Consider the following 24,883-nt stretch of genomic DNA (forward strand, 5'->3'; position numbering starts at 1 on the left):
GCATCCCTCAGGGTCAGACGTTAGGCTCGCCGCACCGTGTGTCCGTGATGACGTCTGCCCGAAGGGAGGAGAGCGTGAGCCTCTTCGAACGCATGGAGCGCAAGCTCGAGCGCACCGTCAACGGCGTCTTCGCGCGCGCCTTCCGCGCCGAGGTCCAGCCTCTGGAGCTCGCCTCCGCCCTGCGTCGCGCCATGGACGACCGGGCGACGATGCTCGGCCGCGGCCGCACGATCGTGCCCAACCTCTTCACCATCGAGCTCGCCCCGAGCGACTACGAGCGCCTCACCGAGTTCGACCAGGAGCTCGAGGACGAGCTCGTCGCCGCCGCGCAGGAGCACGCCGAGTCCCAGCGCTACCAGCCCGGCGGCCCGCTGCAGGTCCTCTTCGACGAGGACGACGAGCTCGAGACCGGGGTCTTCCGGGTCCGCCCGGCCACCGCCCGCCAGCGCGTCGAGCGCGCCGACCAGATCCGCTCCTACGCCGACGAGCAGTCCGGCGACGACGACGCCTACGACGAGTACTCCGGCGGCTGGGAGCTCACCGACGACCAGGTGGAGGAGGCGCCGGCCCCCGTGGCCGCGCCCGAGCGGACCGTGCCTCGCCCCCCTTCGCCCCGCCCGCCGGTGGCCCCGCAGCCCGAGCCCGCCGACGACGCGCCCACGGCGGTCCACCGTCCGCAGCCGCCGCGGCAGAGCCCGACCCGCTCGGTCCACGACCGACCGTGGCTCGAGGTCGACGGCGAGCGCTACCCGCTCATCGCCGCGATGACCGTCCTCGGCCGCGACGAGAGCGCCGACGTCGTCCTCGACGACCCCGGCATCTCGCGCCGGCACTGCGAGGTCCGGGTCACCCACGACGGCCCCCACCTCGTGACCCACCTGCGCGACCTGCGCTCGACCAACGGCACCTTCGTCAACGGCGAGCCCACCGACGCCGTGCGCCTGCACGACGGTGACCGGATCACCGTCGGTCGCACGCACGCCACCTTCCACGCCGGCCGCTGAGCCGGCACACACGACAGGAGTCCCGGAGTTGAGCGAGTTGACGGTCACCGTGCTGCGCCTCGGCCTGCTCGTGCTCCTGTGGGTCTTCGTGCTCTCGGTCGCGTCCGTACTGCGCACCGACCTCTTCGGCACGCGCGTGGTCAACCGACGCCCCACGCCGCCCAAGAAGGCCGCCCGCGCGTCTCGCAGCGCGAGGTCCAAGGAGGCCCCGGAGGCGACCACCCCGCGTCCGCCGCGCAACCCCCGGACCCCGACCCACCTCGTGCTGACGACGGGGCCGCTCACGGGCACCTCCCTGCCCCTGCGCGACTCGGGCGTCCTCATCGGCCGCAACCCCGAGTGCGCGCTCGTGCTCGACGACGAGTTCGCCTCCGGGCGGCACGCCCGCATCATCCGTGGCGAGGACGGCTGGTACGTCGAGGACCTCGGCTCGACCAATGGCACCTTCCTCGGCCAGTACCGCGTCGGTGACCCTGTGCCCGTCGAGACCGGCACGTCGATCCGGATCGGCCGCACGGTCATCGAGCTGAGGAACTAGCGATGGCGCTGACCTTCCACTACGCAGCGCGCTCCGACGTCGGACTGGTCCGCAAGGACAACCAGGACTCCGGCTACGCCGGCCCCCACCTGCTCGTCGTCGCCGACGGCATGGGCGGGCACGCGGGCGGTGACCTCGCCTCGGCGACCGTCATCACCGAGCTCGTCGAGATCGACCACGACTCCCTCACCGCGGCCGAGGCCTCCTCGCAGCTGGGCCGCGCGATCACCCGGGCCAACGACGAGATCGCGCGCACCTTCGCCGACAACGCCGAGCTCGAGGGCATGGGCACGACCGTCACCGCGATCATGCGGGCGCGCAACAAGCTCATCCTCGCCCACATCGGCGACTCGCGGGCCTACCTGCTGCGCGAGGGCCGGCTGTCGCAGATCACCAAGGACCACTCCTTCGTCCAGACGCTCATCGACGAGGGTCGGATCACCGAGGAGGAGGCGAGCACCCACCCGCAGCGCTCGGTCGTCACCCGCGTGCTCACCGGGGCCGACAGCGACGAGCCCGACCTCGGGGCGCGCGAGGCACGCAAGGGCGACCGCTACCTGCTGTGCTCCGACGGCCTGTCCGGCTTCGTCGCGCTCGACACGATCGAGGAGATCCTCACCGGCGGCACGCCCCCGGGGCAGGCCGCCGACGACCTCGTCTCCCTCGCGCTGCGCGCGGGCGCCCCCGACAACGTCACGGTCATCGTCGCCGACGTCGTCGAGGCCGGCACCGCACCCTCCACCCAGCCCCAGGTCGTCGGCTCCGCGGCCCTGCGCCGCCCGCGCAAGCGGGTCGACAACTCCCCCGCCGCGCGTGCCGCCGCCCTGACCCGCGACGAGGACGACGACGAGGGCGTCGAGCTCGACGAGGAGGGCCACGGCCGACGCGGCCGGTGGCTGCGCCGTCTCGGGGGCCTCGTCGTCGCCGTGCTGCTCGTCGGCGCCGTCGCCTACGCCGGCTATGCCTGGACCCAGCAGCAGTACTACGTCGGTGCCCAGGCCGGCCACGTGACGGTCTACCGCGGCGTCGCCCAGGACCTCGGGCCCATCTCGCTCAACACGGCCGTCGACCAGACCGACATCGAGCTGTCCGAGCTGCCGTCCTTCTACCGCGACGAGGTCGAGGGCACGATCTCGGTCGAGTCGCGCAGCGCGGCCGACCAGCGCGTCGACAGCCTGCGCGTGGCGGCCAAGAAGTGCGGGCAGCTGCGGGCGACCGGGGAGCCCTGCGGACGATGAGCCGAGCCATCACGACGATCACCCCCGCGCGGGGCCGCAACGTCGAGCTGCTGCTCACGGCGCTGGCCATCGGCGTGGTGATCCTCGCCTACATCAACGTCTCGGTCGCCGAGTCGGGCGAGATCCCGCCCGACCTGCTCGGTCACACGGGCATCCTCGCGGCCATCGCCCTCGGTGTGCACCTCGTGCTGCGCTGGCGGGCCTCCTTCGCCGACCCGATCATCCTGCCGATCGTCACCCTGCTCAACGGCATCGGCCTGGTGATGATCCACCGGCTCGACCTGGCGGCCGGCCGCGACTTCAGCTCCGGGCTGGCCCTGCGCCAGCTCATCTGGACGGGTCTCGGGGTGGCCATCGCCCTCGTCGTGCTCGTCGCGCTCCGCGACCACCGGGTGCTGCGGCGCTACACCTACACGGCGGGCCTCTTCGCGCTGATCTTCATCGCCCTGCCGCTCACCCCCTTCGGGCACTCGGTCTACGGGGCGAAGATCTGGATCAAGCTCGGCGCCTTCACCTTCCAGCCCGCCGAGGTGGCCAAGATCCTGCTGGCGATCTTCTTCGCCGGCTACCTCGTGCAGACCCGCGACATGCTGGCCCTCGCCGGGCGCAAGTTCCTCGGCATCACCTTCCCCCGCGCCCGCGACCTCGGCCCCCTCGTCATCGCCTGGCTCGCCGCGGCCGCGGTCCTCGTCCTGGAAAACGACTTCGGGACCACGCTGCTGATCTTCGGGCTCTTCGTCGCGATGCTCTACATCGCCACCGAGCGCACCTCGTGGATCGTCCTGGGTCTGGGCATGGCGGCCGCCGGCGCGTTCGTCGTCTACCAGTTCGCCAGCCACGTGCAGACCCGCATCCTGTGCTGGACCGACACCTTCTCCGAGGAGGGCGTCGAGCAGTGCGGGCAGATCGGCGCCGGCATCATGGGCATGGCCGCCGGCGGCATCTCCGGCACCGGTCTGGGGCGCGGGCGGCCGTGGCTGACCCCGCTGCCCGAGTCGGACTTCATCTTCACCAGCATCGCCGAGGAGCTCGGCCTGATCGGCGTCTTCGCGATCATCATGCTCTACGCGCTGCTCGTCGAGCGCGGCCTGCGCTCGGCCATCGGCCTGCGCGACGGCTTCGGCAAGCTCCTCGCGAGCGGACTGACCTTCGTCCTGGCCATCCAGGTCTTCGTCGTCATCGGTGGCGTCACCAGGGTCATCCCGCTCACCGGGCTCACCCTCCCCTTCGTCGCCTACGGCGGATCCTCACTCCTGACGAACTGGACCCTCATCGCCATCCTGCTGCGCATCAGCGACCACGCCCGCCGCCCCGAGCCGGAGTTCGACCCCGCCTCGATGGACGCCCCGACGCAGGTGGTGAAGGCGCGATGAACCAGCCCATCCGCAGGCTGTCGACGCTCGTGGCCGTGATGTTCGTGCTGCTGCTCGGCGCGAGCACGTGGATCCAGGTGCTCGGCAGCCAGGACATCAACGACCGCCCCGGCAACCGCCGCACCCAGCTCGAGAGCTACGCCCGCGAGCGCGGCCAGATCCTCCTCGGTGGCCGCGCCATCGCCTCGTCGTCGCCCACCGACGACGACCTGCAGTGGCAGCGCACCTACAGCGACCCGCAGCTCTACTCCCACGTCACCGGCTGGAACTCCTTCACCTACGGTCCCGGGGGTGGCGTCGAGTTCGCCGCCGACGGCCTGCTGTCCGGGCGCGACGACCGCCTCTTCTACGACCGGCTCACCAGCACCATCGCCGGGCGCACCCCGAAGGGGGCGAGCCTGGAGCTGACCATCGACCCGCGCGTGCAGCGCGCCGCCGACGAGGCCCTGGGCGACCAGCGCGGCGCCGTCGTCGCGCTCGACCCGCGCACGGGCGAGATCCTCGCGTTGGTCTCCCACCCCGACTTCGACCCGACGCCGCTCGTCAGCCACAACACGTCCACGGAGAAGAAGGCCTGGGAGGAGCTCAACTCCGACTCCAGCCGCCCACTCGTCAACCGCGCGATCTCCGGCAACCTCTACCCCCCGGGCTCGGTCTTCAAGATCGTCACCGCCGCCGCCGCCATCGAGGACGGCCAGTGGGACGAGAACTCCTCCATCCCCGGGCCCGCCGTGCTCGACCTGCCGCAGACCGAGGTCGGGCTACCCAACTCGCACGCGGGTGCCTGCGGACCCAACGACATGGTCACGCTGGCCGTCGCCATGCAGGACTCCTGCAACACCGCCTTCGGTTGGCTCGGCATGGAGCTCGGCGGCGACGCCGTCCGGGACCAGGCCGCGAAGTTCGGCTTCGGCGACGACCTCGAGATCCCGATGAACGTCACGCCGTCGACGGTGCCCGACGAGCTGAGCCCCCCGCAGGAGGCCCAGGTCGGCATCGGCCAGTACGACGTGCGCGTCACCCCGCTGCAGGTCGCCATGGTGAGCGCCGCCGTCGCCAACGACGGTGTCGTCATGACCCCGCACCTCGTCCAGTCGGTCCTCGGGCAGGACCTGTCGGAGATCAGCGAGACCAAGCCCGAGCAGCTGTCGAAGGCCATGGAGCCGGAGACCGCCGACCAGCTGACCGACATGATGAAGCTCGTCGTCGAGCAGGGCACCGGCACGCAGGCCGCCGTGCCGGGCGTCAGCGTCGCCGGCAAGACCGGGACGGCCGAGCACGCGACCGACGCCCCTCCGCACGCCTGGTTCACCGGCTTCGCGCCGGCCGACAACCCCAAGGTCGCCGTCGCCGTCGTCGTCGAGGACGGCGGCCGCGAGGGCAACGAGGCCTACGGCGGATCGGTCGCCGGACCGATCAGCTCGGCTGTGATGAAGGCGGCCCTGCAGTGAACCCCGTCCTGAGCACCCCACCCACCCGCGAGTCCAGGGGGACAGCATGAGCAGCTCGACACCCCGCCTGCTCGGCGGCCGCTACGAGGTCGGTGAGCTCATCGGACGCGGCGGCATGGCCGAGGTCCACCTGGGACACGACGCCCGGCTCGGCCGACCCGTCGCGATCAAGATCCTGCGCACCGACCACGCGCGCGATGCGGCCTTCCTCGGCCGCTTCCGGCGCGAGGCGCAGTCCGTCGCCGGCCTCAACCACCGCTCGATCGTCGCCGTCTACGACTCCGGCGAGGACCGCATCACCGAGACCGGCGGCGCCACGCTCGACATCCCCTACATCGTCATGGAGTACGTCGACGGCCGGACCCTGCGCGAGGTCCTCAACGACTCCGAGACCGGCACGATCGAGCCCGACGAGGCGGCGCGGATCGTCCAGCAGGTCCTCGAGGCCCTCGACTACAGCCACGAGATGGGCATCGTCCACCGCGACATCAAGCCCGGCAACGTCATGCTCGCCGACGACGGCAGTGTCAAAGTCATGGACTTCGGCATCGCCCGCGCGATCGCCGACACCCAGGCCACGATGACCCAGACCCAGGCGGTCATCGGCACGGCGCAGTACATCTCCCCCGAGCAGGCCCGGGGCGAGACGGTCGACAAGCGCAGCGACGTCTACTCGACCGGCTGCCTGCTCTTCGAGCTGCTCACCGGACGCACGCCCTACACGGGCGAGCCGATCTCGCTGACCTACCAGCACGTCAACGCCGACATCCCGCTCCCTTCGTCCGTCAACCCGAGCGTGCCGCCGGAGCTCGACGCGATCGTCCTGCACGCCCTGACCAAGGACCGCGACGAGCGCTACCCGGATGCCCGGGCGATGGCCGAGGACCTCGGCGCCTTCCGCGGGGGCATGCCCATCAGCCCGGTCGTCACCGAGCACCTCGACGCCGCGACGACCGCGCTGCCCGTCGCCGCCGCCCGGCCCGAAGGAGCGCCCCTGCGCACCGAGCCCGACACCGCGTCGATGCCGGCGGCACCGCCGCGACGCCGACGCTCCGGGCTGGGCTGGGTCATCGCCGCACTCCTGCTCATCCCGCTCGCCCTGCTCGGGTGGTACGCGTGGAGTGCCAGCCAGGGCGACGACGTCGTCGAGGTGGCCGTGCCACGGGTCGTCGGCATGGACGAGGACGCCGCCCGCGCCGAGCTGGACAAGGCCGGGCTGCGCACCGACGTCGAGACGGTGACCAACGACGCGACCGTCGGCGAGGTCGTCGCACAGAACCCTGGCGAGGGCACCAGCGTGGCCGAGGGCGAGACGGTGACCATCGAGGTCTCCGGCGGGCCTGACGAGGTGACGGTCCCGAGCATCGTCGGGATGAGCCGCGGCGAGGCCAAGAGCGCGCTCGAGGCCCAGGGGCTCGAGCTCGGCACGGTGACCAAGGAGGACAGCCCCGACCAGTCGGCCAACCACGTCATCAGCACCAGCCCCGGTGTGGCCGAGTCCGTCGCCCGCGGCAGCAAGGTCGACGTCGTCGTCGCCAGCGGTGACGTCGAGCTCAAGGACTATACCGGTCAGCAGATCGACGAGGTGCGCAATGAGATCTTCGCGCTCGGCCTCGACGTCAAGGTCGAGTCGGAGACCTCGAGCGAGGAGCCGGGCACGGTGCTGGGGCAGAACCCCGGCGCGGGCAAGATCAAGCAGGGGCGCACGGTGACCTTCACCGTCGCGACCGAGCCGGAGTCGACGACGACGGTCACCGAGACACCTTCGACGACGTCCGACGAGACGACCGACGAGACGACCGACGAGCCGACGACGGACGAGCCGACGAGCGACCCGACGTCGACGAGCGAGCCCACGGGCGGGACCCTAAGCCCCTCGCCCACCTCGACGGACCGACCCACGACCGACCGGACCACGCAGTCGCCCGCGAGTCCGTGAGGCAGGAGCCCGTGAGGGCGGCCGGTGCGCGGGCGCGGGGTGGCCGGTCGGTGCGCGCGTGCAGCCGGTCCGCGAGAGCGGGCAGGGCGGGGCGATCGGACCCCTGGCGGTCGGATCTGGGTGACTCACCGTTGCTCCACAGGACGGGTCACGACCCAGACCACGGAGCAACGGCGTAGCGCAGCCGAGCCGGCTGCCCTGTCCCACTGAATCTGCCCGACAACCTGCCGGCCGTTCGGCCAGCTGGCCCCGAGAGGTCAGTCGTCGCCGTCGCGCCCGCGCGTCTCGTCGAAGAAGACGTCGATCCGCTGGAACCCCTTGAGCCGCTGCGCCTCCGCGTGCCGGGCGTAGGCGCGCTGGTCGGCGCTGGTGAGCACCACCTGGTCGGTGAAGGGCGTGAGCAGCGCGCGGGGCCACAGGTGCTCCTTGCGCACGACATTGACCTCGGCGCAGAGCATGATCGCCACCGACATCGTGTAGAGGAAGACGAGCAGGCCCAGGACGATCGCGAAGACCGAGTTGAGGTTACTCGCCCGCTCGATGACGGTGCTGACGTACACCGCACCGACCGTCTGCATCCCCTGCCAGGCGAGCGCCGCGAGGGTCGCTCCCGGCAGCACGTCGGCCAGGCTGAGCGCCCGGGTGGTGGCGATGATGAAGATCAGTGAGATGACGAGCGTGTTGAGCACGATCGAGGCGATGGTGATCGCCCACCCGGCGTAGCCACCGGAGACGAGTCGCTGCAGATAGGTCGTCAGGCCGGTGGTGAGCACGATGGTCATGCCGGCCACGAGCAGGAGCAGCATCCCCCGGCCACGACTGGCGAAGGGGTTGGGCCGGCTGTTGCGCGGAACCATCCACGCGGTGTTGTTGGCGTACTGCAGGGCCTGACCCACGCCGAGCCCACCGTAGAGCGCGGCGAGTCCACCGACGACCAGACCGACGGGGCCACCACCCAGGGTGCCGGTCGTGCGCAGCTCGTCACCGACGATCGGGAACTCCGACAGCGCCGAGTCGAGGATCCGGTCCTGCCACTCGGGCTGCCCCTGCAGGACGAAGCCGACGACGGTCGACAGCAGCAGCAGCCCGGGGAAGAGCGAGAGGAAGCCGTAGTAGGTCAGCAGCGCGCACAGGTAGCCGCCGAAGTCGTCGAAGAACTTGTAGACGACCGCGAGCGGGAAGCCGAGCACCGGGTGCCGGCGCTGGATCCGGTCCAGCGGGCCGACCGTCGGCTCGCCCATGCTCCCCCCTTCGCCCGTCAGCCGGCCGCGACGGCCCGGGCCACGCCCTCGACGTCACGCACGAGCGGGGACATGCCCGCACTGCGCTCGACGGCGCCGGCGTCGCCGGTCATGGCCAGCCAGTTGGCGAGGATGCGGTGCCCGCCCTCGGTGAGGACCGACTCGGCGTGGAACTGCACGCCGTGCAGCGGCAGGTCGCGGTGGTGCGCGGCCATGATGACCCCGGACTCGGTGTGGCCGTTGGGCACGAGGGTGTCGGGCACGGTCGCCGGGTCGATGGTCAACGAGTGGTAGCGGGTGGCGGTGAAGGGCGAGGCGAGCCCCGCCAGCACCCCCGTCTGGTCGTGCAGGACCCGGCTCGTCTTGCCGTGTAGCAGCTCCGGCGCCCGCCCGACCGTCGCCCCGAGGACGAGACCGAGGGCCTGGTGGCCGAGGCAGACGCCGAGCATCGGCTGGGCCCGCTCGGCACAGGCCTCGATCATCGCCGTGGAGACACCGGCCTCCTCGGGCGTGCCGGGGCCGGGCGAGATGAGGACGCCGTCGAAGTCGGCGCCGTCGGCGGGAGCGACGGCGTCGTTGCGCACGACCGTCGTCTCGGCCCCCAGCTGCTGCAGGTAGCCCACGATCGTGAAGACGAAGCTGTCGTAGTTGTCGACGACGAGGATGCGGCTCACCGGAACAGTATGTCCCTCATCGTCGGGACGAGAGCGGTCGGGCGTGGTCGAGCGTCGTGCGCCCGTCGAAGGGGGGCAGCTCGGTCTCGTCGTCGTGCTCGACCTCGTAGCCCAGGCCGACGGCGTCGACGTACTGCTTGTAGACGCTCACGGCGGGGTCCTCGTCGAGGGCGGCCTGGAGGTCCTCCTGGTCGCCGATCGCGGTGATCGTGAAGGGCGGCGAGTAGACCCTGCCCTGGAGGATCAGGGTGTTGCCGACGCAGCGGACCGCACTGGTGGAGACGACCCGCTGGTCCATGATCTGCATCGACTCGGCACCGCCGCGCCACAGGGCGTTGACCACGCCCTGCACGTCCTGCTGGTGGACCACGACGTCGTCGACGGTGAACCCCTCCGGCACCTCGCTCGCCTTGAGATGGGCGTCGTCGAGCGTCACCGTCACCGACGGGCCCTGCACGGCGGTCATGCCGGCGGAGCGCGCATTGGCCCGGCTCTCCTCGTCGATGGCGCGCAGCCGCGAGCTGCCGGGGGCGGCGGACTTCGTCAGCTGGTCGACCTCGCTACGCAGGGTCTGCACCCGCTGCGCGGAGCGCTCGTTGTCGAGGGTGCGCTCACGGATGACGTCGGGCACCCCCGTCGCCTCGCTGCGCAGGTCGGTCCCACGGGCCGTCGTGCTCGAGGTCGCGAAGAGCAGGCCGGCGCCGGCGGCGATGACGGGCACGAGGGCCGACCACCGGCTCGGCCGATGGGTCAGCCAGGTGCGCACTCGGCTGCGCAGGTCACGGTCCGGCACGGGGCACCCCCTTCGGTCGGTGGATCGGTGCTCGGCATCTACGCTAGGCCACGACCCCCGTAGACCCGAGGAGCACCCAGTGGCGAAGTCCGCCGACGACGCGAAGGACACGACCGAGGCCCCGGCCGACAAGACCACGGCCACGGCCAGGGCGAAGGCCGCGAGCAAGAGCGCCGCCCGCTCCGGCAACCCGAGCAAGCGCGCGGCAGCGGCCGAGGCCGGCGAGGCCAGCCGTTCGCGACACAAGGTCAAGGCCCAGCGGGTGGGCAACCCGAGCTGGTTCGTGCCGGTGATGCTCGGCCTGATGCTCATCGGGCTCGTGTGGGTCGTGACCTTCTACATCACGCAGGAGCAGTACCCCGTCGAGTCGTGGGGCCGGTGGAACCTCGGCGCCGGGTTCGCCTTCATCCTCGCCGGCTTCGCCATGACGACGCGCTGGCGATGACGCGCTGACCGGCAGGTTCCCCCTGTGGGAATCTGCCGGTTTCCCCCACAAGCCTGTGGACAACTCGAGTTGTCCACAGGCTTTTTCACATCTGGGGACAAATGACACGCGTGTAACTCGGCGTTGTCCACAGCCTGCGATGGCCCGGGACCGCCGGTGTCATCACCCGAAGGGAGCCTCGAACCCGCTCGGGGACAGGGCATAGCGCGCCAGCCCGAGGACGACGACGAGCGCGAGCACCGCGCCGACCCCGACCCACGCCAGGCCCGGCCGACCGCGGCTGCGCGAGAGGGCGATGACACCCGCGAGGACACCACCGGCGACGAGGCCACCGAGGTGCGCCTCCCACGCGACATTGGGGACGAGGAAGCCGATGACGGCGTTGATGCCGATCGTGGCGACCATCGACGAGCTGTCGCGGCCGAGGTGCCGGTTGAGCACGATGACGGCGGCGAAGAGGCCGAAGACCGCGCCGGACGCCCCGACGATCGGCACGTAGGCCTCGGGGTCGGCCGGGTCGACGGGCTGGAAGAGCAGCCAGGTCACCGAGCCGGCCAGCGCGGTGACGAGGTAGATCGCGAGGTAGCGGGCCCAGCCGAGCATCCGCTCGAGGTAGCCGCCGACGAGCCACAGCGCGAGCATGTTGAACAGGATGTGCATCGGCTGGTTGGGGCTGTGGGCGAAGGCCGAGGTCAGCAGGCGCCAGGGCTCGGTGGTGCCGAGGGCGGGCGCGAAGGCGACCTCCTGGAAGACCCGCGGCGAGAGCAGCTCGCCGATCCACACGAGGGCGCAGATCGCGATGATCGCGATGGTGAGACGCGGCGCGTCGCCACCGCTGCCTGCGCGGCCGCCGAAGACGGTGCGCTGGGGGCGGTCCCCCTTCGACCCCTGACGGACGCAGTCGACGCACTGGACGCCGACGGCGGCCGATCGCTGGCACTCGGGGCACACCGGTCGGTGGCACCGCTGGCAGCGGATGTAGGAGACCCGGTCAGGGTGCCGGGGGCACGTGGGGGTCTCGGGGGTGGCGCCGGTGCCGCCGTCCGTGGACGAACCGCCCCAGCCGGACGGCGGCAGCGACACGGGATCAGTCCTGGACGATCTCGACGGACTCGATGGTCACCGGCTCGACCGGCTTGTCCATCGCACCCGTCTGGACGCCGGCGATCTTGTCGACGACCTCGCGGCTCGGGCCGTCGGCCACCTCGCCGAAGATCGTGTGCTTGCCGTTGAGCCAGGGGGTCTCGCCGACGGTGACGAAGAACTGCGAGCCGTTGGTCCCGCGGCCCATCTGCTTGCCGGCGTTGGCCATGGCGAGCAGGTAGGGCTTGGAGAAGGTCAGGTCGGGGTGGATCTCGTCGTCGAACACGTAGCCGGGGCCGCCGACGCCCTGACCCAGCGGGCAGCCGCCCTGGATCATGAAGCCGGAGATGACCCGGTGGAAGCCGAGACCGTCGTAGAACTTCGTCGGGTTGGTGCGACCCGCGTCGTCCTGGTACTCCTTCTCGCCCGTGGCGAGGCCGACGAAGTTGTCGACGGTCTTGGGAGCGTGGTTGGGGAACAGCTCGATGGAGATGTCGCCGTGGTTGGTGTGCAGGATCGCCTTCATGCCGCCCATGCTATCGACCGGGGCCGAAGGGGGGACGTGGCGGGCCTCATCGCCGCTCGCGGTTTCATCGCCCGGCGATCCGGTGCAGGATGGGTGTGTACCCCAATGGCGCAGGAGGAAGTGTGTTCCAGAAGAACAGCAAGGTCGAGGACGGCCGCGTCCGGGCCCACGAGACCGCCGAGGCGGCCTCGCTCAAGGTGCACGAGATCATCGACAAGGTCGCCGAGCACACCGAGCACGGCAACGAGCGGGCGCAGGAGCTCAAGGTCGCCGCGAGCCAGCAGGCGAGCGCCACTCGCGAGAGCGCCGCCGCCAAGGCCGACGAGCTGCGCGACGCCGCCGAGGAGGCCAGGAAGCAGGCCGCCAAGGACGCGAAGAAGGGCAAGAAGACCGCCCGCAAGCAGGTCCGCAAGACGAGCAAGCAGGCGCGCAAGCAGGGCAAGCAGGCCGGCAAGGACGTGCAGGACGTGCGCGACACCTTCGTCGACGAGGTGCTGCCCAAGGTCGTCACCACGGCGAGCGGCCTGGCCGCCGCCGGTGCCGCCGCGAGCCGCAAGGCCGCCGACGAGGCCGCTACCCGCGCCCCCGAGGTCGTCGCCGCTCTGCGTGACGACCGCGACCCGCAGCTGGCCCTGGCCGCCGCCAAGGGCGAGCAGCCGAAGAAGAAGCGCCGCGGGCTCAAGCTCCTCCTCCTTGCTCTCGTCGCCGGTGGCATCGCTGCCGTCGTCGCGAAGCAGAAGCAGGGCCCGAAGAAGGACCCGTGGGCCGTCCCCGCCGGCGACCCCTACAAGGCGCCCGCCTCGGGCCGCGCCTCTACGGTCTCCACCCCGGCCGCTGCCGGTGCCGCTGGTGCTGCCGCCACGACGTCCGAGGCCCCGGCCGCCGACCCGCTGGCCGCGCCGGCCGCGATCGACGAGGACCCGCTGGCCGCGCCGGCGGCCCCCGTCGAGGACACCGCCGAGGCCCGCGCCCAGGACGAGTCCGTCGAGGGCACCGACGCGTGGAGCTCCGCCCGCGACTGGGCCGACAGCTCGGCCGTCCCGTCGACGACCGAGACCTCCGAGGGCAGCGACGTCACGCCGCACAACCTCGGTGGCGACCTGCCGGTCGAGGACGACGGCAAGGCCTGATCGAGGCCGGTCCCTGAGGAGGGCGCCCCGCGCCCGTCTCAGGGCCATACGAGGGGGGCCGGTTCCGCTGCTGGGCGGATTCATGGGGTGTTCGCAACACCGTGTGGATTTCGGCCTGGGTGGTTAGGCCTCTTGGAGTAGATCACGAAGACGCTCGGCTGGGGTTGCCCAGTCGAGCGTCTTTCGTGGTCTGGCGTTGAGTTCTTGGGCGACGTACTCCAGCTCTTCGGGGCCGTGGACGCTCAGGTCGGTGCCTTTGGGGAAGTACTGGCGCAGCAGCCCGTTGGTGTTCTCGTTCGAGCCGCGCTGCCAGGGCGATGCCGGGTCGCAGAAGTAGACGGGCATGTCGGTCGCGGTGGTGAACGAGGCGTGCGCGGCCATCTCGGCGCCTTGGTCCCAGGTCAGCGACCCGCGCAGGTGATCGGGCAGGCGTCGCATCGCGGCGACCAGTTGGTTACGCACCGTGATCGCGTCGTGGGTGCCCGGCAGGTGCAGCAGCATCACGTACCGGGTCGAGCGCTCGACCAACGTTCCGATCGCTGAGCCGTTGTTCTTGCCGGTGATCAGGTCGCCTTCCCAGTGCCCGGGAACGGCGCGGTCCTCAACCGCGGCAGGCCGGTCGCTGATCATGATCATCTCGTCGACGAACCGCGGCCGCCGCACCCCGTGGGCTTGGGGTTTGCGGATCGTACGACCGGTGCGCAACGCGGTCTGGACCTCACGTTTGAGGCCGCCACGAGCCTGGAAGTACAGGGCCTGGTAGATCGTCTCGTGGCTCACACGCATGCTCTCGTCGTCGGGGTGATCGACCTTGAGCCTGTTACTGATCTGCTCCGGTGACAACTTCCGTGACAACCCGTCCACGACGTACTCGCGTAGCGCTCCCGGCCGCGCCAGCTTTGATGCCTTCGGCCGGGCCCGGGTATCCGCGGCGTCACGATGCGCCCGGTGGGGCGCGTACCGGCCCTGCTCATCGCGGTGGGCGGCGACCTCACGTGTGACCGTCGAGGTCGGCCGGCCCAGCCGGGCAGCGATCGAACGCATCGACTCCCGGTTGATCAGCCCGTCGGCGATCACCAGACGATCCTGCAATGACAGCAACCTGCCCGTACCCACGACCTCGATCATGGGCCTGTTCCTAGCCGCTCGCTTGGCCGGCGGGCCCGTGACGCGCCCATCGGGATAGATCGTGCGGCCATGACTCTTACGCACGCCCCGCATCCAATACCGGCCCGTGTCGAGCGTGACCCCAACCCGACGAGCGGCCACGGCGTTGTGGACCCCGGACGCGATCAGCTCGTCAAACTCGGCCCGCTGACGCGGCTTGCCCAACGGCATCGGCTCGGCCTGCACCAACCCCGCCCGAACCAGATGCCGACGAGCTGTGGAGTGAGCACATCCAGCCGCCCTGGCTGCGGCACCAATCGATCTTTCCCGTTCGAAGGCAGCCACCATCACAGCAACTACCTCCGCAGAGACCTCAACACGACGCCGCTTTTGGCTCGAAATGACCATGGTCCTCGCAACTCCTCAGATCGAGGTGTTGCGAGGACCATGTGAACCGAAGCTGCGGAACCGGCCCCCTTCGTCATGCCCACTCAGCCCAGGAAGTCCCCGACGAGCCGCGCGAAGCCCTCCGCGTGCTCGATCTGCACCCAGTGACCGCACCGGCCGAAGACGTGCAGCTGCGAGTCGTCGATGAGCTCGTGCAGTCGCATCGAGGTGCTCAGTGGGATCACCTCGTCGTCGCGGCCGTGGAGGATCAGCGCGGGCTGCGTGAGAGCGCGGATGTCGGCGTCGGGCACGGCCAACGCCTCGACCCAACGCTGCCGCGGGGCGGGGAACATCGCGCTGAAGGCCTCGTGGACCCCCGGCCGAGTCGCCGCGTCGAGCCGCAGCTGGGCCAGGTCCTCGGTGAGCAGCGACTTGTCATACGCGAAGACGTCCATGAGCTCGATCATGTTGGGCAGCGACGGCTCGAAGCCCCACACCTTGTCCAGGCCCTCGGTGATCTCGAAGGGCACACCCGCCGCGCCCATGAGGACGAGCCGGCTCACGCGGTCGGGGTGGTGCGTCGCGATGTTGAGCGCGAGCGCCCCGCCGAAGCTGTTGCCGACGACCGCGACCCGCTCCAGGCCGAGCGCGTCGAGCAGCCCGACGAGGTGCTGGGTCCACGTCGCCATGTCGTAGGTGACGCCCTCCGGCCGCTCGGTGTACCCGAAGCCGAGCACATCGGGCGCGATGACCCGGTGCTCCTGCGACAGCGCCGGCAGCACGCCGCGCCAGTTGGCCCAGGCACTCACGCCGGGACCGGAGCCGTGGATGAGCAGGACGGGGTCGCCCTCGCCGACGTCGTGGTAGTTGGTGGCGATGCCGCCGACGTCGATCGTCGAGGCGACCTCGGGGTTGGTGGTCTGCACAGCGTTCATGTCGGCAACCTATGGCCCCGGAGGCCGCGCGAAGGGGGGCGCTCCGCTGTGCGGAACACCCCCCTGCCCCGGTCCCTGAGGAGCGAGTCCGCGCAGCGGGCGAGCGTCTCGAAGGGCCGGAAGCCCCGCGCGAGCGCCGGGCCACCCACGCTGGTTGAGGTGCGGGCGCCAGGCCACCCACGCTGGTTGAGGTGCGAGCGCCAGCGAGCCTCGAAACCTGCCACGCTGGCCCCATGAGCGCCGACGCCGTCCGTGAGCACGCCCTGTCGCTACCGGGCGCTTGGCCCGACGAGCCGTGGGAGGGCGACCTCGTCGCCAAGGTGGGCCCCGGCGAGCGGGGCAAGATCTTCGCCTTCCTCGGCGGCACGAGCGTGAGCTGCTCGAGGCCGTCGACGACTCCTACGAGGCGATCGTGGCCAAGCTGCCGAAGAAGCACCGACCCCAGACATGACGAAGGGGGGCGGTCCGCTCGTGCGGGCCGCCCCTCCTTCGTGGTTCGCGCCCGGGGGCGCTCACGCCTCAGGACGGCGCTTCGTTCATCTCGGTGGAGGCGATCGGACTCGAACCGACAACCCTCTGCTTGCAAAGCAGATGCGCTACCAATTGCGCCACGCCCCCGAGGGCTGGTGGATCAGGTGGGACGGTCGGTGGCCTCGGCCCAGGCTCCGCCACCGGCGGGCTTGGGAGATCTGGACATCCGACTGGTGGCGGCGTGGAGGTCCTTCTCCGACCGCTGCTGCTCGACCTTGCGCCGGGCGTATACCGCGCCGACCGCGGCCGCGACGAGTACGAGAACCTTCTTCACAGGACTCTCCTCACCGTGTGTGTTGGTGGGCCCAGGAGGACTTGAACCTCCGACCTCTTCGTTATCAGCGAAGCGCTCTAACCGCCTGAGCTATGGGCCCGAGTGCACCGGGATCTCTCCGTGGCGCGACGCCCGAGGTTACCCCACACCGGCCGCCGAAACCAAAACGGTGGCCGGGATGCGGATCAGTCGTCGGTGAGCGTCATGTGCACGCCGCCGACGAGGCTGGCGACGATGTTGTAGAGGAAGGCGCCGAGGGTCGCGATCGCCGTGAGCAGGAAGACGTCGACGACCGCGATGACGATCGACAGGGACAGCACCCGGCCGAAGCCGAGGAAGTCCATGACGTCGAAGGTCTCGCCCGACCCGTCGCCGATGATCTGGCCGGCGAGCTCGTTGATCGAGTCGAAGACGCCCATCGCGGACAGCAGAGCCCACATGACGCCGGTCATGACGACCATGGCGATGCCCATGGCCACCGAGACGAGGAAGCCGACCTTCATCACCGAGAAGGGGTCCACCCTCGAGACCATGAGCTTGACCCGGCGCCCGGCACGGGGGGCCGGTCGGGCCGCAGCCGGAGCGGCCGGGCTCCGTCCTGTCGCCTGGGACGAGCCCCCGGCCGTGCGGACGGCCGTGGTGTCTCCTGTCGTGCTCACTCCTGATCACCTCCGGGGGCATCCCCCTGCTGGGCGGTCTCCGCCGTGTCCTCGACGGGTGCGTCAGGGTCTGACGCTACATCGTCACCCTCGGAGTCCGTTTCTTCGCCACGGTCGACGTTGCGCGCGACCGCGACGATCGCGTCACCCTTGCGCGGCGAGGCGAAGTTCACGCCCTGGGTGTTGCGGCTCGTGCGGTTGACCTCGGACACCGCCGACCGGACGATGTTGCCCTTTTCCATGACGACCATGACCTCGTCGCTCTCGTCGACGACGAGGGCACCGACGAGCTGACCGCCCTTCTCGGAGTTCGCGGCGAGCACCCCGAGACCCGCGCGGCCCTTGGCGGTCCACTGCGAGGCGGCGGTGCGCTTGGCGACGCCCTTCTCGAAGACGACGAAGACGTCGGGGTCAGTGCCGGCCGGGATGACGTTGAGCGCGAGGAGCGAGTCGTCACCGCGGAACTTCATGCCGGTGACGCCGCTCGTCGAGCGCCCCATCGGGCGCAGCACGTCGTCGGTGGCGTGGAAGCGCACCGACATCGCATTGCGCGAGACGAGCAGCAGGTCGTCCTCGGCCGACACGAGGCCGACCCCGATGAGCTCGTCGTCCTCCCGCAGCTTGATCGCGATGAGGCCGCCGCTGCGGGGTGAGTCGTACTCGGTCAGGCGGGTCTTCTTGACCAGGCCGCGCTTCGTCGCGAGGACGAGGTAGGGCGCCGCCTCGTAGTCCTTGATCGCGTAGACCGCGGCGATCTGCTCGTCCGGCTGGAAGGCGAGCAGATTGGCCACGTGCTGGCCCTTGCCGTCGCGGGCGGCCTCGGGCAGCTCGTAGGCCTTGACCCGGTAGACCCGGCCGAGGTTGGTGAAGAAGAGCAGCCAGTGGTGCGAGGTCGTGGTGAAGAAGTTGCGCACGACGTCCTCGCCGCGCAGGGAGGCACCGCGCACGCCCTTGCCGCCGCGCTTCTGCGCGCGGTACTCGTCGACCCGGGTGCGCTTGGCGTAGCCACCCCGGGTGATCGTCACGACGACGTCCTCCTCGGGGATGAGGTCCTCCATCGCGACGTCACCGTCGTAGGGCAGGATCCGGGTGCGCCGGTCGTCGCCGTAGCGGTCGACGATCTCGGCGAGCTCCTCGGAGACGATCTGCCGCTGCCGCTCGGGGCGGGCGAGGATGTCCTTGTAGTCGACGATGCGGGCTTCGATCTCGTCGTGCTCGTCGATGATCTTCTGCCGCTCCAGGGCCGCGAGACGGCGCAGCTGGAGGTTGAGGATCGCCATCGCCTGCAGCTCATCGATGTCGAGCAGCTTGATCAGGCCCTCGCGGGCCTCCTCGACCGTCGGCGAGCGACGGATGAGCGCGATGACCTCGTCGAGCATGTCGAGGGCCTTGAGGTAGCCGCGCAGGATGTGGATCGCGGCCTCGTCCTTGCGCAGGCGGTACTCGGTGCGCCGGACGATGACGTCGATCTGGTGCTCGACCCAGTAGCGGATGAAGGCCGAGATCGGCAGGGTGCGCGGCACCCCGTCGACGAGGGCCAGCATGTTGGCGCCGAAGGTCGTCTGCAGCTGGGTGTGCTTGTAGAGGTTGTTGAGGACGACCTTGGCGACGGCGTCGCGCTTGAGGACGATGACGAGGCGCTGACCGGTGCGACCGGAGGACTCGTCGCGGATGTCGGCGATGCCGGAGAGGCGACCCTCCTTGGTCATCTCGGCGATCTTCTGCGCCAGGGCGTCGGGGTTGACCTGGTAGGGCAGCTCGGTGACGACGAGGCAGGTGCGCCCCTGGATCTCCTCGACCTCGACGACGGCCCGCATGATGATCGACCCGCGGCCCGTGCGGTAGGCCTCGTCGATCCCGCGGGTGCCCATGATGAGCGCGCCGGTGGGGAAGTCGGGGCCCTTGATGAAGCCCATGACCGCCTCGAGAGCCTCCTCGCGGGGCACGTCGGGGTGCTCGAGCATCCACTGGGCGGCGTCGGCGACCTCGCGCAGGTTGTGCGGCGGGATCTGCGTGGCCATGCCGACGGCGATGCCGGCGGAGCCGTTGGCGAGGAGGTTGGGGAAGCGCGCCGGCAGCACGTCGGGCTGCAGCGTCTTGCCGTCGTAGTTGGGGACGAAGTCGACCGTCTCCTGGTCGATGTCGCGCACGAGCTCCATCGACAGCGGCGCCATCTTGCACTCGGTGTACCGCGGGGCGGCCGCGCCGTCGTTGCCGGCGGAGCCGAAATTGCCCTGCCCGTCGATGAGCGGGTAGCGCAACGACCAGGGCTGCACGAGGCGGACCATGGCGTCGTAGATCGCGGAGTCACCGTGCGGGTGGTACTGACCCATGACGTCGCCGACGACCCGCGAGCACTTGTTGTAGCCGCGGTCGGGGCGGTAGCCGCCGTCGTACATCGCGTAGACGATGCGGCGGTGCACGGGCTTGAGCCCGTCGCGCACGTCGGGCAGCGCGCGGGAGACGATGACGCTCATCGCGTACTCGATGTAGCTGCGCTGCATCTCCGCGTTGAGGTCGACCGGCTCGGTCCGGTCGGTCTCGGGCGTGGTGGGGGTGTCGGTCATGTGGTCAGGTCACCTCGGGGTCGTGCCGAAGGGGGGCGAAGGCGGGGTCTGCGCGAAGGCGCGCCGGACGGCCTAGATGTCGAGGAAGCGCACGTCGCGCGCATTCTTCTGGATGAAGCTGCGGCGGGACTCGACGTCCTCGCCCATGAGGACGGCGAAGATCTCGTCGGCCGCGGCCGCGTCGTCGAGCGTCACCTGGAGCAGGACCCGGGTGTCGGGGTCCATCGTCGTCTCCCACAGCTCCTGGTAGTTCATCTCGCCGAGACCCTTGTAGCGCTGGACCGGGTTGTCCTTGGGCAGGCGCCAGCCCTTCGACTGGCCCTCGGCGATCATCGCGTCGCGCTCACGGTCGCTGAAGGCGAACTCATGGTCGTGGTTCGACCACTTGAGCCGGTACAGCGGCGGCTGGGCGAGGTAGACGTAGCCGGCCTCGATGAGCGGCTTCATGAAGCGGAAGAGCAGCGTCAGCAGCAGCGTGCGAATGTGCATGCCGTCGACATCGGCATCGGCCATGAGGACGATCTTGTGGTACCTCGCCTTGGCCAGGTCGAAGTCCTCGCCGATGCCGGTGCCGAAGGCCGAGATGAGGGCCTGGACCTCGGTGTTGGCGAGGATCTTGTCGATCCGCGCCTTCTCGACGTTGAGGATCTTGCCGCGGATCGGCAGGATCGCCTGGTTCTCCGGGTTGCGGCCGGCCTTGGCCGAGCCACCAGCTGAGTCGCCCTCGACGATGAAGACCTCGGAGACCGTCGGGTCCTTGCTCTGGCAGTCGGACAGCTTGCCCGGCAGGCCGCCGGACTCGAGCAGGCCCTTGCGGCGGGTCGCCTCGCGCGCCTTGCGGGCGGCCATGCGCGCCGCCGCGGCCTGGACGGCCTTGCGGACGATGTCCTTGCCCTCGTTGGGGTGGGTCTCGAGCCAGTGGCCGAACTCGTCGGTCATCGCCCGCTGGACGAAGCCCTTGACCTCGGAGTTGCCGAGCTTGGTCTTGGTCTGGCCCTCGAACTGCGGCTCGCCGAGCTTGACCGAGACGACAGCTGTCAGGCCCTCACGGATGTCGTCACCGGTGAGGTTGTCGTCCTTGTCCTTGAGCAGGCCCTGCTTGCGGGCGAAGTCGTTGATGAGCTTGGTCAACGCCGCGCGGAAGCCCTCCTCGTGGGTGCCGCCCTCGTGGGTGTTGATGGCATTGGCGTAGGTGTGGACCGACTCGCTGTAGGCGGTCGTCCACTGCATCGCCAGCTCGAGGGAGAGCGAGCGCTCGGGGTCCTCGTTGTCGATGGCGATGATCTCGTTGGTCACCGGCTCGGACTTCTTCGACCCGACGAGGTGCGTGACGTAGTCGACGATGCCGTTGTCGTAGCGGTAGGAGACCTTGCGGGCCTTCTTGGGGGCCGCCTCGGCGCCGTCCTCGGGGTCGACGACCTCGGTGATGTCGTCGTCGACGTGGTCGAGGTCCTCGGCCTGCTCGGTCTCGGTGGGCTCCTCGACGCGCTCGTCGACGAGGTTGATCGTCAGGCCCTTGTTGAGGAAGGCCATCTGCTGGAAGCGCGCGCGGATGGTCTCGTAGTCGTAGGTCGTCGTCTCGAAGATCTCGGGGCTGGCCCAGAAGGTGATCGTCGTGCCGGTGGCATCGGTCTCCTCCTCGCGGCGAAGGGGGCCGGTCGGCACCCCTCCCTCGAAGGACATCCGGTGGGCGTGGCCCTTCTGCCGGACGCAGACGTCGAGGCGGGTCGACAGGGCGTTGACGACCGACGAGCCGACACCGTGCAGGCCACCGGAGACCTTGTAGCCGCCGCCGCCGAACTTGCCGCCGGCGTGCAGCTGGGTGAGCACGAGCTCGACCGCGGAGACGCCCTCGGCCTCGTGGATGTCGGTGGGGATGCCACGGCCGTTGTCCTTGACGCGGACCGCGCCGTCCTCCATGAGGGTGACGTCGATCGTGTCGGCGTAGCCGGCCATCGACTCGTCGACGGAGTTGTCGACGATCTCCCAGACGAGGTGGTGCAGGCCGCGCTCGCCCGTCGAGCCGATGTACATGCCGGGGCGCTTGCGCACCGCCTCCAGGCCCTCGAGGACCGTGATGGCGCTCGCGTCGTACTCGGGGCTCCCCGGGTCCGGGGTGCTCGGCTGGGTGTCTGGCGACTGCTCGTCTGCCACGGTGCTCCTCGAGTGCGGTGCATGGATCGCCGCGGGCTGGCCCCACAGGGCTGACACCGCGGCCTCAACCCTGTGATTCTACCCTCTCGACGCCACGGACGACGCATCTTGGACGCCCGTGGCGGCGCCTCTCGCCGCCGGCCGGGGCGCCGCACGACTCCCGGTACGCGCACCGGCCCCCCACGGGCTCTCAGGACCGCTCTCGGGGTTCACGCTCCGGCCACCCGGCGAGCCGCCTCGGCCCATACGATCGAGGCATGAGCCCACTCCACGGACCCCGTGCCCTCGCCGCCCTCGCGACCGCTGCCGTCCTGGCCCTCTCGGCCTGCGGTGGTGACTCGGAGCAGACCGACACCTCCAGCAGCTCCGCCTCGAGCGAGTCCACCTCCCCCGAGGACAGCGCGACCTCCGAGTCCACCGAGGCCTCCGAGGACCAGTCCTCGGACGACGAGGCCGAAGGGAGCGACGACGGCACCGCCACGGCGAAGAAGTCCGGCGTGAGCTTCGACGTGCCCGACGGCTGGACGGCCGTCGACCCGGCCGAGGTCGCGAGCAGCGGCGAGGCCCCGGACGCCCTCAAGGAGATGGCCGAGGCCCAGGGCACCACCACCGACCAGCTCCTCGAGGCCATGAAGAACATGGACCTGATGCTCGTCGGCGAGACCACCAACGACTTCGCCGACAACGTCAACGTCCTGGCCTCGCCGGCGATGCCGACCGAGGCGGACCTGAAGTCCCAGCTCGAGCAGATCAGCGCCAAGGTCGAGGGCACCGAGACGGTCGAGACCGACCTCGGCGAGGCGCTCGACACGACCTACTCCCTGTCGGCGGGCGGCACCACGGTCCAGGGTCGGATGCTCGCCGTCCCCACGGACTCCGGCGCGGCGATGATCACCGTCTCCGCCTCCGACGCCGGCACCGCCGACGAGGTGGCCACCGAGATCCTCGAGAGCGTCGACAAGGCCTGACGCACGACCTGACGCACGACCCCGTCGAGGCCGGCCGCGGCGATCAGCAGCGGCCGGCTTCGAGCGTGCCGCGGTGCAGCCGCACCGACCGGGCCAGCTCGTCGGCGATCGCGGTGCCCTCCTCATGGGTGCCGGTGCGCACCTGCAGGGTGACGGCCAGGTCCCCCTTCGTCCCGGGCACGATGCCCAGCTGCCGCACGACATAGCCCTCGGGGGTCGAGCCCCAGCCCCCCTTGAAGCGGGCGCCGGGGATCGTGCCCAGCCCCCAGCGCTGGCCGTCGACGACGCGGCCCATGGCCTCGGTGACGCTCGACGACCCGGCCAGGCAGGGCAGGGCGGCGGTGAAGCGGGTCTGGTCGGTCAACCGCCACCGGGACTGACCGAAGGCCGAGTAGCCGGGCACCGTGACCTCGGCCGGCACCTCGGTGCGGGTGTCGTGACCGCGACGCAGCTGGGTCTCGACGGCCCCGGCAGCCGCCTCACCCGCGCCCAGGCGCTGCCAGAGCGAGTCCGCGGCCGCGTTGTCGGAGGCGGTGAGGGCCCTCTCGACGTCACCCGACCAGTCGCCGCCGTCGGCCGAGCGGATGACCGCGAGCGCGAGCGGGACCTTGATCGTCGACCACGCGACGAGGGTCGTCGGGTGGCCGTGGACCTCGACGGGGCCCCGGGCCCCGACGGGGGCGTGCGCCAGCGCGATGTCGGCCTCGGGGTGCGCCCGGGCCACCTTGGCGACCGAGCGCGCCAGCTCCCGGTCGGCCCCGGCCGCGGCGGGTCGCGGCGTGGCCGCTGGGCGGCTCGACGTCGCGGTCGTCGATGTGGTGGTGCCGGTGGCCGGCGCCGGGTCGTCGCTGCAGGCGGGCAGCGTGAGCAGCGCGGCACCCAGGGCTGCGGCCGCCAGGCGGCGGGTGGTCACGTCAGTAGAGGACGACGACCGCGTCGTTGCCGCCGGTGCAGCGCGTGACGCCCTCACCGGAGCAGGTCATCGTGTAGGCCTTGTCGGTCACCGGGCTGGTGACGCGCAAGGTGGCCTTGCCGTTCTCGGGGTCGGCAGCGAGGTAGGCATCGCGCACCGCCGTGGCGAACTCGCAGCTCGTCACGGTGGTCCCGGCGCCCACCTTGGTGCCCTGCGAGGGTCCGGCGCACTGCTTGACCCCGGCGGGCGCGACACCCGGGCGGGTGGGGGAGGAGCTGGTGCTCTTCGACGACGTCGAGCTCGAGCTCGACGTCTCCTCGCTCGTCGACGAGCTGCTCGACGTCTCGCTCTGCGGGGAGCTGGTCTTGGTCACCGTCGTCTGCGCGGTCGGCTCGTCGTCGCCACCGCCCATCGCCATGACGGTGCCACCGACGCACAGCCCGCCGAGGAGCACGCCACCGACGAGCAGGGCCACGAGACCCAGCGGGGAGCCGGACCGGCCGGACCCACCACGGCGAGACGGCTGCTCGTGGTACGGGCTCGGCTCACCGACCGGCTGGGACTGCTGCCAGGTGCTCGCAGCGGCCACGGGCGCCGCCGGGGTGGTCACGGGCTCGGGGTCCCACCAGTCGTCCGGCAGCGCTCCCTGGGGGGTCGGCTCGGGCTGGATGGGGGGCACGGGCGCAGCAGCCTGCGTGGGCTGCTGCGTCCGTCGGCGCAGCTCGACGTCCTGGGTCGGCTCGTCCTCGGCGAAGGGGGCAGCGTCCGACGCGTGGGACACGGGGCCCATCCGTCCGGACGGCGTCGGGTCGCCGAAGAAGTCGTCGAAGGCGTCGCCGCCTCGCGGGTTCTCCGGTCCGCTCATGGTTGCTCTCCTCGAAGGCATAGGTCCGCCCTCTGGATCAAGAGCGACATCTCACGATGCCATAACAACCCGGGGGGTCCGCCAATCG

At 70.8% G+C, this 24,883-nt stretch carries 22 protein-coding genes and 2 tRNA genes; 9 read left to right on the forward strand and 15 right to left on the reverse strand.

Features of this window, described 5'->3' with window-relative positions:
- Nucleotides 1-74 precede the first annotated feature (74 nt).
- The 6 genes from B9B60_RS08615 to pknB are packed head-to-tail and all read left to right on the forward strand — an operon-like array spanning nt 75 to nt 7,543.
- Complete coding sequence (locus tag B9B60_RS08615; RefSeq protein WP_223277702.1) at nt 75-1,004, forward strand: FhaA domain-containing protein; 930 nt, start codon at nt 75-77, stop codon at nt 1,002-1,004.
- Between the two features lie 28 nt (nt 1,005-1,032).
- Complete coding sequence (locus tag B9B60_RS08620; protein WP_072623326.1) at nt 1,033-1,542, forward strand: FHA domain-containing protein FhaB/FipA; 510 nt, start codon at nt 1,033-1,035, stop codon at nt 1,540-1,542.
- A gap of 2 nt (nt 1,543-1,544) precedes the next feature.
- A complete protein-coding gene (locus B9B60_RS08625) occupies nt 1,545-2,780 on the forward strand; it encodes a Stp1/IreP family PP2C-type Ser/Thr phosphatase (RefSeq protein WP_084450938.1) in 1,236 nt (411 codons plus the stop codon).
- On the forward strand, nt 2,777-4,153 hold the full coding sequence (locus B9B60_RS08630; RefSeq protein ID WP_200811198.1) for an FtsW/RodA/SpoVE family cell cycle protein: 1,377 nt from the start codon (nt 2,777-2,779) through the stop codon (nt 4,151-4,153). The genes B9B60_RS08625 and B9B60_RS08630 overlap by 4 nt, the downstream gene beginning before the upstream one ends.
- The gene (locus B9B60_RS08635) at nt 4,150-5,604 is read left to right on the forward strand and encodes a peptidoglycan D,D-transpeptidase FtsI family protein (protein WP_084450942.1); all 1,455 of its coding nucleotides are present in this window, start codon (nt 4,150-4,152) and stop codon (nt 5,602-5,604) included. Before B9B60_RS08630 ends, B9B60_RS08635 begins: the two co-directional genes overlap by 4 nt.
- Before the next feature lie 46 nt (nt 5,605-5,650).
- Nucleotides 5,651-7,543: a Stk1 family PASTA domain-containing Ser/Thr kinase gene (gene pknB / locus B9B60_RS08640; RefSeq protein WP_084450944.1), complete on the forward strand. Its 1,893-nt coding sequence runs from the start codon at nt 5,651-5,653 to the stop codon at nt 7,541-7,543.
- Between the two features lie 257 nt (nt 7,544-7,800).
- Here pknB and B9B60_RS08645 read toward each other — a convergent pair whose 3' ends face one another.
- The 3 genes from B9B60_RS08645 to B9B60_RS08655 are packed head-to-tail and all read right to left on the reverse strand — an operon-like array spanning nt 7,801 to nt 10,251.
- A complete protein-coding gene (locus B9B60_RS08645; protein ID WP_084450946.1) occupies nt 7,801-8,784 on the reverse strand; it encodes a YihY/virulence factor BrkB family protein in 984 nt (327 codons plus the stop codon).
- Between the two features lie 17 nt (nt 8,785-8,801).
- Complete coding sequence (locus tag B9B60_RS08650) at nt 8,802-9,458, reverse strand: aminodeoxychorismate/anthranilate synthase component II (protein WP_084450947.1); 657 nt, start codon at nt 9,456-9,458, stop codon at nt 8,802-8,804.
- A gap of 16 nt (nt 9,459-9,474) precedes the next feature.
- Nucleotides 9,475-10,251, reverse strand: coding sequence for a DUF881 domain-containing protein (locus B9B60_RS08655; protein WP_084450949.1), 777 nt, complete (start codon nt 10,249-10,251; stop codon nt 9,475-9,477).
- Between the two features lie 79 nt (nt 10,252-10,330).
- Between B9B60_RS08655 and B9B60_RS08660 the strand changes: the two genes are divergently transcribed.
- Nucleotides 10,331-10,696, forward strand: a complete 366-nt coding sequence (locus B9B60_RS08660) for a cell division protein CrgA (protein ID WP_234993810.1) — start codon at nt 10,331-10,333, stop codon at nt 10,694-10,696.
- 162 nt (nt 10,697-10,858) lie between these two features.
- Here the strand turns inward: B9B60_RS08660 and B9B60_RS08665 are convergent, their stop codons facing one another.
- Both B9B60_RS08665 and B9B60_RS08670 read right to left on the reverse strand, forming a co-directional pair.
- On the reverse strand, nt 10,859-11,779 hold the full coding sequence (locus B9B60_RS08665; protein WP_084450950.1) for a rhomboid family intramembrane serine protease: 921 nt from the start codon (nt 11,777-11,779) through the stop codon (nt 10,859-10,861).
- Nucleotides 11,780-11,783: 4 nt separating this feature from the next.
- Entirely contained in the window at nt 11,784-12,305 is a 522-nt protein-coding gene (locus B9B60_RS08670) for a peptidylprolyl isomerase (protein WP_084451161.1), read from the reverse strand.
- Nucleotides 12,306-12,427: 122 nt separating this feature from the next.
- Here B9B60_RS08670 and B9B60_RS17150 point away from each other — a divergent pair, with 122 nt between their 5' ends.
- Entirely contained in the window at nt 12,428-13,435 is a 1,008-nt protein-coding gene (locus B9B60_RS17150; RefSeq protein WP_084450952.1) for a hypothetical protein, read from the forward strand.
- A gap of 123 nt (nt 13,436-13,558) precedes the next feature.
- On the opposite strand, the gene B9B60_RS08680 is transcribed toward B9B60_RS17150, so the two are convergent.
- The 8 genes from B9B60_RS08680 to gyrB all read right to left on the reverse strand — a co-directional run bounded on the left by B9B60_RS08680 (nt 13,559) and on the right by gyrB (nt 22,049).
- Nucleotides 13,559-14,773 carry an IS30 family transposase gene (locus B9B60_RS08680; RefSeq protein WP_456152091.1) on the reverse strand — a complete coding sequence of 405 codons (1,215 nt, stop codon included), beginning with the start codon at nt 14,771-14,773 and terminating at the stop codon, nt 13,559-13,561.
- 260 nt (nt 14,774-15,033) lie between these two features.
- A complete protein-coding gene (locus B9B60_RS08685; protein ID WP_084450956.1) occupies nt 15,034-15,864 on the reverse strand; it encodes an alpha/beta fold hydrolase in 831 nt (276 codons plus the stop codon).
- Nucleotides 15,865-16,409: 545 nt separating this feature from the next.
- A tRNA-Ala gene (locus B9B60_RS08690) sits at nt 16,410-16,482 on the reverse strand.
- A gap of 13 nt (nt 16,483-16,495) precedes the next feature.
- Nucleotides 16,496-16,669 carry a DLW-39 family protein gene (locus tag B9B60_RS17155; protein WP_159451180.1) on the reverse strand — a complete coding sequence of 58 codons (174 nt, stop codon included), beginning with the start codon at nt 16,667-16,669 and terminating at the stop codon, nt 16,496-16,498.
- Nucleotides 16,670-16,692: 23 nt separating this feature from the next.
- Nucleotides 16,693-16,769, reverse strand: a tRNA-Ile gene (locus B9B60_RS08695).
- A gap of 85 nt (nt 16,770-16,854) precedes the next feature.
- Nucleotides 16,855-17,190 (reverse strand): DUF3566 domain-containing protein, encoded by a 336-nt coding sequence (locus B9B60_RS08700; protein WP_234993811.1) that lies wholly within the window; start codon nt 17,188-17,190, stop codon nt 16,855-16,857.
- Nucleotides 17,191-17,324: 134 nt separating this feature from the next.
- Nucleotides 17,325-19,895, reverse strand: coding sequence for a DNA gyrase subunit A (gene gyrA, locus B9B60_RS08705; RefSeq protein WP_084450958.1), 2,571 nt, complete (start codon nt 19,893-19,895; stop codon nt 17,325-17,327).
- Between the two features lie 72 nt (nt 19,896-19,967).
- Nucleotides 19,968-22,049 carry a DNA topoisomerase (ATP-hydrolyzing) subunit B gene (gene gyrB / locus B9B60_RS08710; protein WP_084450960.1) on the reverse strand — a complete coding sequence of 694 codons (2,082 nt, stop codon included), beginning with the start codon at nt 22,047-22,049 and terminating at the stop codon, nt 19,968-19,970.
- A gap of 257 nt (nt 22,050-22,306) precedes the next feature.
- On the opposite strand from gyrB, the gene B9B60_RS08715 reads away from it, so the two are divergent.
- Nucleotides 22,307-23,017, forward strand: a complete 711-nt coding sequence (locus tag B9B60_RS08715) for a hypothetical protein (protein ID WP_084450962.1) — start codon at nt 22,307-22,309, stop codon at nt 23,015-23,017.
- Between the two features lie 43 nt (nt 23,018-23,060).
- On the opposite strand, the gene B9B60_RS17160 is transcribed toward B9B60_RS08715, so the two are convergent.
- Both B9B60_RS17160 and B9B60_RS08725 read right to left on the reverse strand, forming a co-directional pair.
- Nucleotides 23,061-23,930, reverse strand: coding sequence for a hypothetical protein (locus B9B60_RS17160; RefSeq protein WP_084450964.1), 870 nt, complete (start codon nt 23,928-23,930; stop codon nt 23,061-23,063).
- Nucleotide 23,931: 1 nt separating this feature from the next.
- On the reverse strand, nt 23,932-24,795 hold the full coding sequence (locus B9B60_RS08725) for a hypothetical protein (protein ID WP_084450967.1): 864 nt from the start codon (nt 24,793-24,795) through the stop codon (nt 23,932-23,934).
- Nucleotides 24,796-24,883: the final 88 nt, after the last annotated feature.

It is taken from the genome of Janibacter indicus (genome assembly GCF_900176385.1).
GTDB lineage: Bacteria > Actinomycetota > Actinomycetes > Actinomycetales > Dermatophilaceae > Janibacter > Janibacter indicus.